This is a genomic window from Rikenella sp., from assembly GCF_056799795.1.
Map to the genome: position 1 here is coordinate 14,660 of NZ_JBQIQO010000014.1, position 16,144 is coordinate 30,803.

The 16,144-nt window shown below is 56.8% G+C and carries 11 protein-coding genes and 1 tRNA gene; 10 read left to right on the plus strand and 2 right to left on the minus strand.

Going from position 1 to position 16,144, the window contains the following annotated elements; translation table 11 throughout:
• The first annotated feature begins 30 nt into the window (after positions 1 to 30).
• The 10 genes from tuf (at position 31) to rpoC (ending at position 13,917) form a co-directional block, all read left to right on the plus strand.
• Positions 31 to 1,218: an elongation factor Tu gene (tuf, locus tag ACTO3O_RS04995; protein WP_297830134.1), complete on the plus strand. Its 1,188-nt coding sequence runs from the start codon at positions 31 to 33 to the stop codon at positions 1,216 to 1,218.
• A 65-nt stretch (positions 1,219 to 1,283) separates the two neighbouring features.
• Positions 1,284 to 1,357 (plus strand) — tRNA-Trp (locus ACTO3O_RS05000).
• Positions 1,358 to 1,488: 131 nt separating this feature from the next.
• On the plus strand, positions 1,489 to 1,677 hold the full coding sequence (gene secE / locus ACTO3O_RS05005) for a preprotein translocase subunit SecE (protein ID WP_297830132.1): 189 nt from the start codon (positions 1,489 to 1,491) through the stop codon (positions 1,675 to 1,677).
• Between the two features lie 80 nt (positions 1,678 to 1,757).
• Positions 1,758 to 2,321, plus strand: coding sequence for a transcription termination/antitermination protein NusG (gene nusG, locus ACTO3O_RS05010; RefSeq protein ID WP_294592390.1), 564 nt, complete (start codon positions 1,758 to 1,760; stop codon positions 2,319 to 2,321).
• A 25-nt stretch (positions 2,322 to 2,346) separates the two neighbouring features.
• A complete protein-coding gene (gene rplK / locus ACTO3O_RS05015) occupies positions 2,347 to 2,790 on the plus strand; it encodes a 50S ribosomal protein L11 (RefSeq protein ID WP_294592387.1) in 444 nt (147 codons plus the stop codon).
• Between the two features lie 23 nt (positions 2,791 to 2,813).
• Positions 2,814 to 3,503 carry a 50S ribosomal protein L1 gene (gene rplA, locus ACTO3O_RS05020; RefSeq protein WP_297830129.1) on the plus strand — a complete coding sequence of 230 codons (690 nt, stop codon included), beginning with the start codon at positions 2,814 to 2,816 and terminating at the stop codon, positions 3,501 to 3,503.
• Between the two features lie 25 nt (positions 3,504 to 3,528).
• Entirely contained in the window at positions 3,529 to 4,059 is a 531-nt protein-coding gene (gene rplJ, locus ACTO3O_RS05025) for a 50S ribosomal protein L10 (RefSeq protein WP_294592381.1), read from the plus strand.
• A gap of 253 nt (positions 4,060 to 4,312) precedes the next feature.
• A complete protein-coding gene (rplL, locus tag ACTO3O_RS05030; RefSeq protein WP_294592379.1) occupies positions 4,313 to 4,690 on the plus strand; it encodes a 50S ribosomal protein L7/L12 in 378 nt (125 codons plus the stop codon).
• Positions 4,691 to 5,412: 722 nt separating this feature from the next.
• Positions 5,413 to 9,255, plus strand: coding sequence for a DNA-directed RNA polymerase subunit beta (rpoB, locus tag ACTO3O_RS05035; RefSeq protein WP_297830127.1), 3,843 nt, complete (start codon positions 5,413 to 5,415; stop codon positions 9,253 to 9,255).
• A 411-nt stretch (positions 9,256 to 9,666) separates the two neighbouring features.
• The gene (gene rpoC, locus ACTO3O_RS05040) at positions 9,667 to 13,917 is read left to right on the plus strand and encodes a DNA-directed RNA polymerase subunit beta' (RefSeq protein WP_297830125.1); all 4,251 of its coding nucleotides are present in this window, start codon (positions 9,667 to 9,669) and stop codon (positions 13,915 to 13,917) included.
• Positions 13,918 to 14,485: 568 nt separating this feature from the next.
• Here the strand turns inward: rpoC and ACTO3O_RS05045 are convergent.
• Both ACTO3O_RS05045 and ACTO3O_RS05050 read right to left on the minus strand, forming a co-directional pair.
• Complete coding sequence (locus tag ACTO3O_RS05045) at positions 14,486 to 14,632, minus strand: hypothetical protein (RefSeq protein ID WP_297830123.1); 147 nt, start codon at positions 14,630 to 14,632, stop codon at positions 14,486 to 14,488.
• Positions 14,633 to 14,762: 130 nt separating this feature from the next.
• Positions 14,763 to 16,136, minus strand: coding sequence for a dihydroorotase (locus ACTO3O_RS05050; RefSeq protein WP_297830120.1), 1,374 nt, complete (start codon positions 16,134 to 16,136; stop codon positions 14,763 to 14,765).
• Positions 16,137 to 16,144 lie beyond the last annotated feature (8 nt).

Below are 16,144 nucleotides of genomic sequence, written 5' to 3' on the forward strand. Positions count from 1 at the left end.
ACAAACAACAATTAAAAACGCTTACAACCCATGGCAAAAGAAAAATTCGACCGGTCGAAACCGCACGTCAATATCGGTACCATCGGTCACGTAGACCACGGTAAGACCACCTTGACCGCAGCGATTACCACCGTTCTCGCCAAGAAAGGTTTGTCCGAACTCCGTTCGTTCGACTCGATCGACAACGCTCCCGAAGAAAAAGAACGCGGGATCACCATCAACACCTCGCACGTAGAATACTCGACCGCCAACCGCCACTACGCACACGTAGACTGCCCCGGCCACGCCGACTACGTGAAGAACATGGTAACCGGTGCCGCACAGATGGACGGCGCCATCCTGGTTGTAGCAGCGACCGACGGTCCGATGCCCCAGACCAACGAACACGTACTGCTCGCCCGTCAGGTGAACGTACCCCGTATCGTCGTCTTCCTGAACAAATGCGACATGGTCGACGACCCCGAAATGCTCGACCTCGTCGAACTCGAAGTACGCGACCTGCTCAGCAAATACGAATTCGACGGCGACAACACCCCCATCATTCGCGGTTCTGCCCTCGGCGGCTTGAACGGCGAAGCACAGTGGGAAGACAAAATCATGGAACTCATGGATGCGGTGGATACCTATATTCCGATCCCGCCGCGTGAAAACGAAAAACCCTTCCTGATGCCCGTCGAAGACGTCTTCTCGATCACCGGTCGCGGTACCGTGCTGACCGGCCGTATCGAAACCGGCGTTATCCACGTAGGGGATGAAGTCGAAATCGTCGGCTTGGGCGAAAAAGCCAAGAAATCGGTATGTACCGGTGTCGAAATGTTCCGCAAACTCCTCGACGAAGGGGAAGCAGGTGACAACGTCGGGCTGCTGATGCGCGGTATCGACAAGAAAGAAGTGAAACGCGGTATGGTCGTTGCCAAACCGGGTTCGATCACCCCGCACACCAAATTCAAAGCTGAAGTCTATATCCTGAAGAAAGAAGAAGGTGGGCGTCACACCCCGTTCCACAACAAATACCGTCCGCAGTTCTACCTCCGTACCTTGGACGTAACCGGTGAAGTACAACTCCCCGACGGCGTTGAAATGGTCATGCCGGGCGACAACGTTACCATCACCGTGGAACTCATCTACCCGGTAGCTATCAACGTAGGTCTCCGTTTCGCCATCCGCGAAGGCGGCCGTACCGTAGGTGCAGGGCAGATCACCGAAATCATCGCCTAACTAATTATCCCGCAAGGGATGCCATACACCATGAGGCGGTGCCCACCGCGCCGCCTCATTTTTACAGGGGTGTAGTTCAAGGGCAGAATAGCGGTCTCCAAAACCGTTGATGGGAGTTCGAATCTCTCCACCCCTGCCAGAAAAACGACCGGAACCTGTCGAGATCATTTCGACCCCCCAGGCGACCTCGAACCAGATACACAGCAGAAATATATCCCATTCGGACGAGGAGCACACCACTCCTCTCCCGTTTTTAATGGAACCCCGATTATGAAATCCACCTACTTCAAAGAAGCATACAACGAACTCGTCCACAAAGTCACCTGGCCCTCCTGGAACTCCCTCCAGAACAGCGCCATCGTCGTCATGATCGCCTCCCTGATCCTGGCCCTCGTGATCCTCGCCATGGACATCAGCTTCGAAACCATTATGAAAGGCATATACAGCATTTTGTATTAGCCCCGTAATTTACCCCCCTTCCGGCGCGATCCCCATCGCACCCACAGCAAGTAGGTTTTCAGAATATTAGTACACGCGGAATGAGCAACGGAGAAAAACCCGTCCTGGAATGGTACGTCATACGCGCCATCGGCGGTAAAGAGAAAAAAGTCAAGGAATATCTCGAATCCGAGATCCGCACCTTGCACCTGGAAGACTCCATCGCCCAAGTGCTTATTCCCACCGAAAAAGTATATCAGGTACGCAACGGGAAGAAAATCACCAAAGAACGCATTTCCTATCCCGGCTACGTCTTGGTACAAGCCGCCCTCGTGGGCGAAATACCGCATATCTTGAGAAACGCCCCGAACGTACTCGGCTTTTTGAGCGACACCAAAGAATCCACCCTGCAAGCCACCCCTCTCAGGCCGCAGGAAGTCAGTCGGATTCTGGGTCGGGTGGACGAGCTCGCCACGCAAGAGGAAGAAAACGAAACCCCTTACGTGGAAGGCGAATCCGTCAAGGTGATCGACGGACCCTTTGCTTCCTTCGTCGGCACCATCGAAAAAGTCGACAACGAACGGAAAAAACTCCACGTTTCCGTCAAGATATTCGGGCGTAAGACTCCGATGGAACTGAGTTTTATGCAAGTAGAAAAAGAGTAATCACACGATTTTTTAGACACGCACTATGGCCAAAGAAGTTGCAGGTTTCATCAAACTGCAAATCAAAGGTGGCGCGGCGAACCCCTCGCCGCCCGTAGGCCCCGCCTTGGGTTCCAAGGGGGTCAATATCATGGAGTTCTGCAAGCAATTCAACGCAAAGACGCAGGACAAAGCAGGCAAAGTACTGCCCGTGGTCATTACCGTTTACAGCGACAAGTCCTTCGACTTCATCGTCAAACAACCCCCGGTGGCAGTACAGCTCAAAGAAGCCGCTAAGATTCAGTCAGGTTCTGCTGAACCCAACCGGAAAAAAGTCGCCTCCGTGACCTGGGAACAGATCCAGACCATCGCCAAAGAGAAGATGGAAGACATGAACTGCTTCACCGTCGAATCCGCCATGCGGATGGTCGCAGGTACCGCCCGCAGTATGGGGATCAGCGTCACCGGTGAATTTCCGACAAACAACTAACCGAGGAGAGGAGACCACACCCTATGAAACTGACCAAAAATAGAAAAGCCGTCCTCGCCAAAGTAGAACCCGGAAAAGTTCACAAAGTGGACGAAGCAGCGGCATTGCTCAAAGACATCACCTTCACCAAATTCGACGCCTCCGTCGACATCGACGTCCGTCTCGGCGTCGACCCCCGGAAAGCCAACCAGATGGTCCGCGGCGTCGTTACCTTGCCTCATGGGACGGGGAAAACCGTTCGCGTACTCGTTCTCTGCACCCCCGACAAAGAAGCCGAAGCTAATGCAGCAGGCGCAGATTTTGTCGGCCTCGACGAATACGTAGAGAAAATCAAGGGAGGGTGGACCGATGTCGACGTCATTATCTGTACCCCGAACGTCATGGCCAAAGTCGGCGCCTTGGGCCGCGTGCTCGGCCCCCGAGGCCTCATGCCCAACCCCAAGACCGGTACCGTAACCATGGAAGTCGGCAAAGCAGTCGAAGAAGTCAAAGCCGGGAAAATCGACTTCAAAGTCGATAAATTCGGGATCGTGCACACCTCTATCGGGAAAGTCTCTTTCGAAGCCAAACAGATCGAAGACAACGCCAAAGAGTTCCTGCGCACCATCCTGAAACTCAAACCCGCAGCTGCCAAAGGGACCTACGTGAAGAGCATCTACCTCTCCACCACCATGAGCCCCGGTTTGCAGATCGACCCGAAATCCGTAGACTAATCGACTAACCACAAGAAACTGAGAGATGAGAAAGGAACAAAAATCCGAAGTAATCAAGAGTTTAGCCGATCAGCTCGGAACCTATACCCACTTCTACCTCGCCGACATCTCCGGCATGAATGCAGAGCAAACCGCAGCCTTGCGTCGCTCCTGCTTCGAAAAGGAGATCAAACTGATCGTCGTCAAGAACACCCTGCTCGGCAAAGCCTTGGAACAGACCGGCAAAGCAGACCAGGAACTGGTAGGCGTTTTGGAAGGCTCCACCTCCATTATGTTCTCCAACACCGGGAACGCACCCGCCAAACTGATCAAAGCATTCCGCAAAGACAAAGGCGGCGATAAGCCCATGCTCAAAGCGGCTTATGTCGACGAATGCGTCTATATGGGCGAAGCATCGCTCGAAGCGCTCGTCAACATCAAATCCCGCGAAGAACTCATCGGCGACGTTATCAGCCTGCTTCAATCCCCCGCCAAGAACGTTATCTCGGCTTTGCAGGGATCTGCTGGCGGAAAAATCTCCGGGCTCGTCAAAGCCTTGGAAAACCGGGCACAGTAATCGGCATCGGCGACCCATGCAGCACCATCGCAGCATAGCCGCCTGATACCTCGAAAACCGAAAACCCGTTTGTAACCCCAAGAAGAGGGGCGCGACACCGAGTAGACCCACGACAACCGTGACAGGTTCCACCCGTCGGAGAGACCCTCCGAACCCACGCGTGAAACCGGACGTCCGGGCCCAAAGGTAGCGGTAACATCCCTCGGAAGGAGACAAACAAGCCAATTAATAACCATTCAAACCAATACCCAAGATGGCAGACATCAAAGCACTGGCAGAATCGCTGGTAAACCTGACCGTTAAAGAAGTCAACGAACTCGCAACCATCCTCAAAGACGAATACGGGATCGAACCGGCCGCAGCAGCAGTCGCAGTAGCAGCACCGGCCGCAGGCGGCGAAGCAGGCGGCGCAGCAGAAAAGAGCTCGTTCGACGTGATCCTCAAATCCGGCGGCCAGGCTAAATTGCAGGTAGTGAAAGTGGTGAAAGAACTCACCGGTCTCGGCCTGAAAGAAGCAAAAGACCTCGTAGACGGCGCACCGAAAGCAGTGAAAGAAGGCGTTTCGAAAGAAGAAGCCGAATCCCTGAAAGCACAGCTCGAAGAAGCAGGCGCAGAAGTCGAACTGAAGTAAGACGCTTCCCATCTTTCCGGGATACCCACTCGGCTTTCACCCTAACGCGCTGAAAACCACCATCCCGGGAATCATGAACGGTGTAAGGCTCACCTCGCGTGGGCTTTGCACCTTTTTCTGGTTTTTGAAAGCGCCTCCTTCCGCGCCCTCGAACACCACCCGCCGAAGCCGCCCCTCGGACGGCCCTCAGCACAAGGAAATAACAGACCCACAAGAGCAGGGGAGCAGAGTTGTCCGCCTCGCAGGCTAAAGGCGACCCGGACAAGAAACACCCCCTCCTCCTCCGGAACGGTCTGCTTACTCCTTTTTCGTCATCGTTCATTTTTTGCACCCTTTACCTTGTGTTGGAGGGTACCGTTCTTTTTCTGAAGAAAAAGAACCAAAAAGACTTTCGACGGATGCTTGCGCATCCTCCAGCTGCCGGCGGCCCAAGTCTCGGACTCTTTTTTGGGCCGGGAGTTGTAGCGCGCCATAAGGTTTAGCTCGCATGAAGCGCGCTACAACCCCGACCCAAAAGCAGTCGCGAAACATGAGGACTGCGGAGCCTAAGGCGTAGCGTAGCTATCATGAAAGTTCTTTGGGTACCTTTCTTTCAAGAAAGGTACGGTTCTATCCGGCACAAAGAATGGCGTGTAAAAAGCGAACGAAAGAGACAGGAGAAGAAAGTTCTGGAACCTAGATTTAGCGCTGTTCAACACATTACTCATTCGTAAAAAGCGAACATGCCGACGAAAGCCACCCCCAGCGGGACTCAATCGCACCCGCAACGCATCAGCTTCGCCTCCTCCGATCTCCGGATGGCCTATCCCGACTTTTTGGAGGTACAGCTGAAATCCTTCAAAGATTTCTTTCAGCTCGAGACCACAGCCGAGAACCGGCTCGACGAAGGGTTGTACAAAGTGTTCATGGAGAACTTCCCCATCACCGACACCCGCAACAACTTCGTCCTCGAATTCATCGACTACTATATCGACCCCCCGAGATACTCCATCGACGAGTGTCTGGAGCGCGGCCTGACCTACAGCGTGCCCTTGAAGGCCAAGCTGAAATTGTACTGTACCGACCCGGAGCATGAGGATTTCGACCCCGTGATCCAGGACGTCTACTTCGGTGCCGTGCCCTATATGACCCCTCGCGGGACATTCGTGATCAATGGAGCCGAGCGCGTGATCGTATCGCAGCTCCATCGGTCTCCCGGCGTATTCTTCGGTCAGAGCATGCACTCGAATGGGACGAAGCTGTACAGTGCGCGTATTATTCCGTTCAAAGGCTCCTGGATCGAATTCGCGACCGACATCAATAACGTGATGTACGCCTACATCGACCGGAAGAAGAAGCTGCCCGTCACGACCCTGTTGCGCGCCATCGGCTTCGAGAGCGATCGGCAGATCCTCGAAATTTTCGGTCTCGCCGACGAGATCAAAGTCAATAAAGCCAACCTGAAAAAGGCAGTCGGCAGGAAACTCGCCGCACGGGTTTTGAAATCGTGGACAGAAGACTTCGTCGATGAAGACACCGGCGAAGTCGTATCCATCGAGCGGAACGAGATCATCATCGACCGCGAGACCGTGCTGGCCGAAGAGCACATCGACGACATTCTCGAGTCGGGCGAGAAGACCCTCCTCTTGCACAAAGAGATGGCTTCCGCAAATGACTACTCCATCGTCTACAACACCTTGCAGAAAGACCCCTGCAACTCGGAAAAAGAAGCCGTGGTGTATATTTACAGACAGCTTCGCAACTCCGAGCCGCCGGACGAGGCTACCGCCCGGGACGTCATCGACAAACTCTTCTTCTCCGACAAGCGGTACGACCTGGGCGATGTCGGCCGGTTTCGGATCAACAAGAAACTGAACCTCGACATCCCGAGCGAAGTCAAGGTCTTGACCCGCGAGGACATGATCGCCATCATCAAGTACCTCATCCAGCTGATCAACTCCAAGACCGACGTCGACGACATCGACCACTTGAGTAATCGACGGGTGCGAACCGTCGGCGAGCAGCTCGCCAATCAGTTCAGCGTCGGTTTTGCCCGGATGGCCAGAACCATCCGCGAACGGATGAACGTGCGCGACAATGAAGTGTTTACCCCCGTGGACTTGATCAACGCCAAGACCCTGTCCTCTGTGATCAACTCCTTCTTCGGCACCAACCAGCTCAGCCAGTTCATGGATCAGACCAACCCCCTGGCCGAATTGACCCATAAGCGGCGTTTGTCAGCTTTGGGGCCGGGCGGTCTGTCGCGGGAACGGGCGGGTTTTGAAGTGCGCGACGTGCACTATACCCATTATGGGCGGCTGTGCCCGATCGAAACCCCTGAAGGGCCGAACATCGGGTTGATCTCCTCCCTGTGCGTGTTCGCCAAGATCAGCGACATGGGCTTCATCGAGACCCCGTATCGCACCGTCGAAGGCGGGAAAGTGGATACCGACAACTCGCACATCAAATTCTATAGCGCCGAGGAAGAAGAAGGGCTCGTGATCGCTCAGGCCGAGGCTACCGTAGCGAACGACGGGACACTGACCGACGAGCAGATTAAAGCCAGACTCGACGGAGACTTCCCCGTGGTGAGTCCGGATCAGGTGCAGCTTATGGACGTCGCTCCCAACCAGATCGCCTCCATTGCCGCATCGTTGATTCCCTTCCTCGAACACGACGACGCCAACCGAGCCTTGATGGGATCGAACATGATGCGCCAGGCCGTGCCGCTCTTGCGGTCAGAGGCGCCCATCGTCGGGACGGGCCTCGAAGGGGCTGTTGTTGGGGACAGCCGTACCCAGGTCGTTGCGGAGCGGGATGGCGAGATCGTGCATTCGGACTCGACCGAAATCCACATCAAGTACGACCGGACAGAAGACGAGAAATTCGTTTCGTTCGATCCGGAAGTGACCGTATACAAGCTGCCCAAATATCGGAAGACCAACCAGAGCACCTCGATCACCTTGAAGCCGATGGTTCGGAAAGGCGAGCGCGTTGTGGCCGGTCAGATATTGACCCAGGGCTACTCCACCGAAAAGGGAGAATTGGCTCTGGGGCGGAACCTCAAGGTCGCTTTCATGCCGTGGCAGGGGTATAACTTCGAAGACGCTATCGTCATCTCCGAGCGGATGATGCGCGAGGATATCTTCACCTCCGTGCACGTCGACGAGTATATTATGGAAGTGCGCGACACCAAGCGCGGGGTGGAAGAGCTTACCAGCGACATTCCGAACGTCAGCGAAGATGCGACGCGCGACCTGGACGAAAACGGCGTGATCCGCATCGGCGCCAACGTGAAGCCGGGCGATATCCTCATCGGGAAGATCACGCCGAAAGGCGAATCCGACCCGAGTCCGGAAGAAAAGCTCCTGCGGGCGATTTTTGGGGACAAGGCAGGCGACGTGAAAGACGCTTCGCTCAAGGCCCAGCCGTCCTTGTTCGGGGTCGTTGTGGACAAGAAACTCTTCTCCCGCGCCGGGAAAGAGACCACCGGCAAAAAGGGGAAACCCAGCGAAAAAGCCCAGATCGAACGCGCCGAAGAGAACTTCAACAAAGAAGTCGCGGCGCTGCGCGAGATACTCGTCTCCAAACTCTGGTCGCTCGTCAACGGCAAGACCTCGACCGGCGTGCACGACTACTTCGGCATGGAAGTGATCGACAAAGGGAACAAGTTCACGCAGAAAGCTTTGCAGGAACTCGACTACCTGAACATCAACCCGACGAAGTGGACCTCCGACAAAGATAAGAACGAACTGATCAAAGCCCTGATCAACAACTTCATTATCAAATACAAGGAGCTCGACGCACACCTCAAACGCGAGAAATACAACATCACCAACGGCGACGAACTTCCCGCCGGGATTATCCAGCTCGCCAAAGTCTACATCGCCAAGAAACGCAAACTGCGCGTCGGGGATAAGATGGCCGGCCGGCACGGTAACAAAGGGATCGTGGCCAAAGTGGTGCGCGACGAAGATATGCCCTTCCTCGCGGACGGGACGATCGTGGATATCGTGCTGAACCCGCTGGGTGTGCCGAGCCGTATGAACCTCGGGCAGATCTACGAAACCGTGCTCGGATGGGCAGGGCGCGAGCTGGGGGTTAAATTCGCCACCCCGATTTTCGACGGCGCGACGCTGGACGAAATCAACGAGTATGCCGAAAAAGCAGGCATTCCTCACTCCGGCCGGACCTATCTTTACGACGGCGGGACAGGCGAAATGTTCCACCAGCCCGCTACCGTAGGGGTTATCTATATGCTGAAACTCGGCCACATGGTCGACGACAAGATGCACGCCCGTTCGATCGGCCCGTACTCGCTCATCACCCAGCAGCCGCTGGGCGGTAAAGCTCAGTTCGGGGGCCAGCGTTTCGGGGAGATGGAAGTCTGGGCCCTCGAAGCATTCGGGGCGGCTAATATCCTCCAGGAAATCCTGACCATCAAGTCGGACGACGTCGTGGGCCGCGCCAAAGCATACGAAGCGATCGTCAAAGGCGACAACATGCCTCAGCCGGGCATCCCGGAGGCCATGAACGTCCTCCTGCACGAACTCACCGGCCTCGGCCTGAATGTCAAACTCGAATAATCACTCTTTGGTCGAGTAGTTTTTGTTCTTTCGTTTTTTGAACCGTACGGAACTGTTCTTATTGTGACCCCACGAAGAACCGTCATCGGATGCGTCAGCATCCGTGAAAGTTTTTTTGGTTCTTTTTGTTCACAAAAAGAACAGCCCGCCCGGCTTGAGGGCAGTTCCAGCTCGACCGCGCGCCACGCCTTAACAGGAAATACACCGTTTCAACGCTCGTTGAAACGGATGAATTTCCCAGGCGCGCGGACAAAGCAGTTACCCGAAAGCAGGTTCAACGTTGTTGAATAACCAAATGGTTATACGATACGCTATGTATCGAAACGACAGCGTCCTCCGGTTTCACAGACCGAAGAACAACAGACACACGCAAGAGAATGATTGATTAGACAGTTTAAACAAGACGAAGACATGGCATATAATAATAAAGAAACGAAAGCCCCCGGGAACTACCAGAAGATCACCATCTCCCTGGCCTCCCCCGAGCAGATTTTGGAGAAATCCAGCGGTGAAGTACTGAAGCCCGAGACCATCAACTACCGGACCTACAAGCCCGAGCGCGACGGCTTGTTTTGCGAGCGCATTTTCGGCCCCGTGAAAGACTACGAGTGCCACTGCGGCAAATACAAACGCATTCGGTATAAAGGGATCGTCTGCGACCGCTGCGGCGTCGAAGTGACCGAGAAGAAAGTGCGCCGCGAGCGGATGGGACACATCCAATTGGTCGTGCCCGTGGCCCATATCTGGTACTTCCGGAGCCTGCCGAATAAGATCGGCTACCTCCTCGGGATACCGACCAAGAAACTGGACATGATCATCTATTACGAACGGTACATCGTGATCCAGAAAGGCGCCGCAGAAAATGTGGAAGAAGGCGATTTGCTCACCGAAAAAGAGTACCTCGACATCCTCGACACCCTGCCCAAAGGGAACCGCGCCTTGGAAGACAGCGACCCCAATAAATTCATCGCCATGATGGGAGCCGAGGCCTTAGAACTCATGCTGCAACGCATCGACCTCGACGAACTGTCATACTCCCTGCGGCATAAAGCATCCACCGAGACCTCCCAGCAGCGGAAGAGCGAAGCCTTGAAGCGGTTGAACGTCGTCGAAGCCTTCCGCGCCAGCCGGGAAGTGAACAAGCCCGAGTGGATGGTCATGCGCGTCATACCCGTGATTCCGCCGGAACTGCGGCCGCTCGTGCCGCTCGATGGGGGGCGGTTCGCTACGAGCGACTTGAACGACCTTTATCGGCGGGTGATTATCCGGAACAACCGGTTGAAACGTCTGATCGAGATCAAGGCCCCCGAAGTTATCTTGCGGAACGAGAAACGCATGTTGCAGGAAGCGGTGGACAGCCTGTTCGACAATTCACGCAAGTCGAATGCCGTGAAAACCGAGTCCAACCGGCCCTTGAAATCGCTCTCCGACAGTTTGAAAGGGAAACAGGGTCGTTTCCGTCAGAACCTGCTCGGGAAACGCGTGGACTATTCCGCCCGTTCCGTGATCGTCGTCGGGCCGGAGCTGAAGATGCACGAGATGGGGATTCCCAAGGACATGGCCGCGGAGTTGTACAAACCCTTCGTCGTGCGGAAACTCATCGAACGCGGGATTGTCAAGACCGTTAAGAGCGCCAAGAAGATCATCGACCGCAAAGATCCTGTCATCTGGGACATCCTCGAAAACGTCATCAAAGGGCATCCGGTTTTGATGAACCGTGCTCCTACGCTGCACCGCTTGGGGATTCAGGCCTTCCAGCCGAAGTTGATCGAAGGGAAAGCATTGCAGCTGCACCCGCTGGCTTGTACGGCATTCAACGCCGACTTCGACGGCGACCAGATGGCCGTGCACTTGCCGTTGGGGAATGCTGCGATTTTGGAGGCGCAGCTCTTGATGCTCGGGTCGCACAACATCCTCAACCCCGCCAATGGAGCGCCGATCACCGTGCCCTCTCAGGACATGGTCTTGGGGCTTTATTACATCACCAAACCGCGCAAGGGGGTTAAGGGCGAGGGACTCGTCTTCTACTCGGCCGAAGAGGCGATTATCGCACACAATGAGGGACGGGTGGATTTGCACGCCGAAGTGAAACTGCGGCTCGGGCCCGGGAACATCATCGACACCACCGTCGGGCGGATCATCTTCAACCAGGTGGTGCCGAAACAGGTGGGGTATATCAACCTCCTGCTGACCAAGAAGTCCTTGCGCGATATCATCGGCGATGTGATGAAACAGTGCGGCGCGGCGGTGACGGCGAACTTCCTGGACGATATCAAGGCCCTCGGGTACAAGATGGCCTTCCGGGGCGGCTTGAGCTTCAACCTCGATGCCGTCATTATCCCGAAAGAGAAGGAAGCCCTCGTGCAGGACGGTTACGATCAGGTCGCCGAAGTGATGGAGAACTACAACATGGGGTTCATTACCAATAATGAACGGTACAACCAGATCATCGACATCTGGACGCACACCAACTCCAAGTTGACCCACACCGTGCTGAAGCAGCTGACCGAAGACGATCAGGGCTTCAACCCGGTTTACATGATGCTCGACTCCGGAGCCCGGGGTTCCAAAGAGCAGATTCGTCAGCTCTCCGGGATGCGTGGTTTGATGGCCAAGCCGCAGAAATCCACCGCCGAAGCGGCGCAGATTATCGAGAACCCGATCCTTTCGAACTTCAAGGAGGGGTTGAGCGTCCTCGAATACTTCATCTCGACCCACGGTGCGCGGAAGGGGCTTGCGGATACCGCATTGAAGACCGCCGACGCCGGTTATTTGACCCGTCGGTTGGTCGACGTGGCGCAGGACGTCATTATTAACGAAGAAGACTGCGGCACCTTGCGCGGGTTGCAGGCGACGGCGATTAAGCGGAACGAAGAGGTGGTGCAATCGCTGTACGAACGGATTCTCGGGCGTACCTCCGTGCACGACATCTATAACCCGCTCAATAACGAGCTGATCGTCAAAGCCGGAGAAGAGATTACCGAAGAGATCGCCAAAGCCATCGAAGACTCCCCGGTCGAGATGGTCGAAATCCGCTCCGTGCTCACCTGCGAATCGCGGAAAGGCGTGTGCGCCAAGTGCTATGGGCGGAACCTGGCTACCGGCCGTATGGTGCAGAAAGGAGAAGTCGTCGGGGTTATTGCCGCCCAGTCCATCGGTGAACCGGGTACCCAGCTGACCCTCCGTACCTTCCACGTTGGGGGGGTTGCCGGCGGTTCGGCAGCCGACAATAAGATCGTGGCCAGATACGACGGGCACATCGAGATCGACGAACTCCGCATGGTCGAACGCAAAGACGATACCGGTCGGAAAGTCTATATGGTCATTAGCCGATTGGCCGATTTGCGGATCGTAGATAACAATACCGGAGCGACGTTGTATAACGCCAACCTGCCGTACGGGGCTACCCTGTATGTGAATACCGGCGATAAGGTATCGAAAGGGGATTTGCTCTGCGAATGGGATCCCTACAACGCCGTTATTATCTCCGAATTCGGCGGTAAAGTGACCTTCGACAGCGTGATCGAGAACGTCACCTATCGCGAAGAATCCGATGAAACCACCGGTTACCGCGAGAAAGTGATTATCGAATCGCGCGACAAGACCAAGAACCCGATCATCCGGATTCTCGACAAGAACGGCGACGAACAGAAGCAGTACAACCTGCCGGTGGGCGCCCATATCGTCGTCAAAGAGAACGCCAAAGTGGCTGCCGGGGATATCCTCATCAAGATTCCGCGTGCAGTCGGTAAGGCAGGCGACATCACCGGGGGTCTTCCCCGCGTGACCGAGCTCTTCGAAGCCCGGAACCCCAGCAACCCGGCAGTCGTGTCGGAAATCGACGGCGAAGTATCATTCGGCAAGATCAAGCGCGGGAACCGCGAGATCGTCGTCACCTCGCGCACCGGCGAAGTGAAGAAATACCTCGTGCCGCTCTCCAGACAGATCCTGGTGCAGGAGAACGACTATATCCGCGCCGGCATGCCGCTGTCCGACGGAGCCATTACTCCGGACGATATCTTGTCGATCCAGGGGCCGACCAAAGTGCAGGAGTACATCGTCAACGAGATTCAGGAAGTCTACCGCATGCAGGGCGTGAAGATCAACGACAAACACTTCGAGATCATCGTCCGCCAGATGATGAACAAAGTGCGCATCGAAGACCCGGGAGACACCCGCTTCCTGCCCGAACAGATCGTCGACAAATGGGACTTCATGGAAGAGAACGACGACATCTACGAAAAGAAAGTCGTTACCGACGCCGGAGACTCCGCGACCTTGCGTGCCGGCCAGATCATCACCCTGCGCCAGCTTCGCGACGAGAACTCCATGCTGCGTCGCAAGGATATGACAGAGGTGCAAGTGCGCGACGCCGTGCCGGCAACTTCGGATCAGGTGTTGCAGGGGATTACCCGCGCCGCCTTGCAGACCAGCAGCTTCATGTCCGCCGCCTCCTTCCAGGAGACCACCAAAGTCTTGAACGAAGCAGCGATCAACGCCAAAGTCGACCCGCTCGAAAAGCTCAAGGAGAACGTGATCTGCGGTCACCTGATTCCGGCCGGTACAGGGACTCGTCAGTTCCAGGACCTGATCGTCGGGCCCAAGGAGGCCGTAGCCACAGCCGCGGAAGCTGCACAAGACGGCTTGGCCGTTGAGGCATAGACGCGTGTAAAGCCATTACACGGCGCGGAGTGTATCTCCGCGCCGTGTTTATCGCTTAGCACCATCCACCAGGCCTCCTCCCGCTTGTCAACAGCAGAGGAGACAAAGGTTATAAACCCCAGCCGGGGGCTTTCCTGCAATGTAGGAAAGCCCCCCGCTGGGGTTTTGCGTCATCCCTCCCTCTCCGTTTCTATGGTTCGCACATTCCACTTGAGTCCAGCGGAGCCCCGTCGTGCGGAAGGAGAATTGGGCCGAGGCTGCCTTGGGGTAGAGGCTGCCGCAGCGATGCGTAAGCATCGCCCGTCCACGGGACGTGGGGCCCGGCCGGCCCGAGGCCAGTCCCCTCAAACCAAACCGCGCGCCACCGCCCAAAGAAGCGATTCAACTATTTCGGCGGTGAGCCGAATATAGATGGATCGCCAAGGCGCGCGAAAACGCGGCGGAGCGATAGCGGAGCCGCAGTGAGGCCGACACGGAGTAGTGCTTTGGGCCGAGCTCTTGCGGCTCAAAGAGCCGCAGAAGCACAAATGGGTAGACACGGCCAGTAAAACACCCTTTGGGTGCCCGTTTATTCCGAGAGGCACCGCAACTGAAGACCGAGGCTGCGGTTGTGAGCATGGCTCGGAGAGAGTTGTGTCGTATTGAAATTCAAACGCATACTGTTGGTGCTGCTGATTCTGGTCGACCAACTGTATCCGCTGTTGCCGACTTTCATCGGTTTACCCAAGGTGCCTTCAATGCCCCCGTCGCGGAAGCCCGGGGCGGGCCCGAAAAGGCCCCGAAAAGGTTCCTAAAAGTTTCCGAAACCCCTGCCCCCGCCTCGCATGGAGCCCCTCCCGGGGAGATCACTCCGCCCGGAACTCCAGCCGCGCCCCCCGGACAGCATCGTTGATCCGCCCCGCGTTGTAGACATGCGCCCCGTTGACGAACGTGTGGCGCACCCGCGCCGAGAACTCCACCCCCTCGAACGGCGACCAGCCGCATTTGTAGAGAATCCGCTCCTCCTCCGCCGTCCCCTCCGTTCCGCGAACTACTCTCCACAGCGCCTTCATATCCACGATCGCGATGTCCGCGAAATAGCCCTTCCGCAGGAAACCCCGCTCCCGAATCCGGAACAGCCGCGCCGGAGCATGACACATCCGCTCCACCACCTCCGGTATCGTAAAAATCCCCTCTCCGGCCAGCGTCAGCATCGCCGGCAGCGAGTGCTGCACCAGCGGCCCTCCCGACGGAGCTTCCAGATACGGACGCTGTTTCTCGCTCAGCAGGTGCGGCGCATGATCCGTCGCCACCACATCCGTCCGTCCGCTCCGCACCGCCGCCCGCAACGCCTCCCGATCCGCGATCGACTTCACCGCCGGATTCCACTTGATCCGCGTCCCCCGCTCCGCATAGTCCCCCGCCGCGAACCACAGGTGATGCACACACACCTCGTTCGTGATCCGCTTCTCCTCCAGCGGTTTACCCGCCTCGAACAGCTCCAGCTCCCGCGCCGTGCTCAGGTGCAGCACATGGAGCCGCCCTCCGTATCGGTGCGCCAGCTCCACCGCATGCGCCGTCGAACGGTAGCACGCCTCCGCACTCCGGATGAAAGGGTGCATCGCCACCGGAATCTCCCCGCCGAACGCCGCCGTGGCCGCCGCCAGATTGGCCCTGACCGTCGCCTCGTCCTCGCAGTGTGTCGCCACGAGCGTCGGCGACAGCCGGAAGATATCCCCCAGCGTCTGCTCGTTGTCCACCAGCATGTTTCCCGTCGACGAGCCCATAAAGACCTTCACCCCGCAGTTCCGCGCCGGATCGAGCCGCTCCACCTCCGCCAGGTTGTCGTTCGTCGCCCCTAAGTAGAACGAGTAGTTGACCGCCGAGACCTCCGCCGCCCGGGCATATTTCTCCTCCAAGAGGTCGATCGTCACCGCCGCCGGCCGCGTGTTCGGCATCTCCATGTAAGAGGTCACCCCGCCCGCCGCCGCCGCGCGCGATTCGGAGAAGATATCCGCCTTCTCCGTCAGCCCCGGCTCCCGGAAATGCACCTGATCGTCGATCACCCCCGGCATCACCAGCGCCCCTGCCGCATCCAGCACCTCCGTCGCACCGTCCCGCACCGCCGCCGGACACTCCGTCCCCCGTCCGATGTCCGCAATCCGCTCCCCCTCGATCGCCAGCCACCCCTCGAAAAGCTCCCCCTCGTTGCAAATCCGCGCGTTCGTAATGAGTATCATAGTCTTGT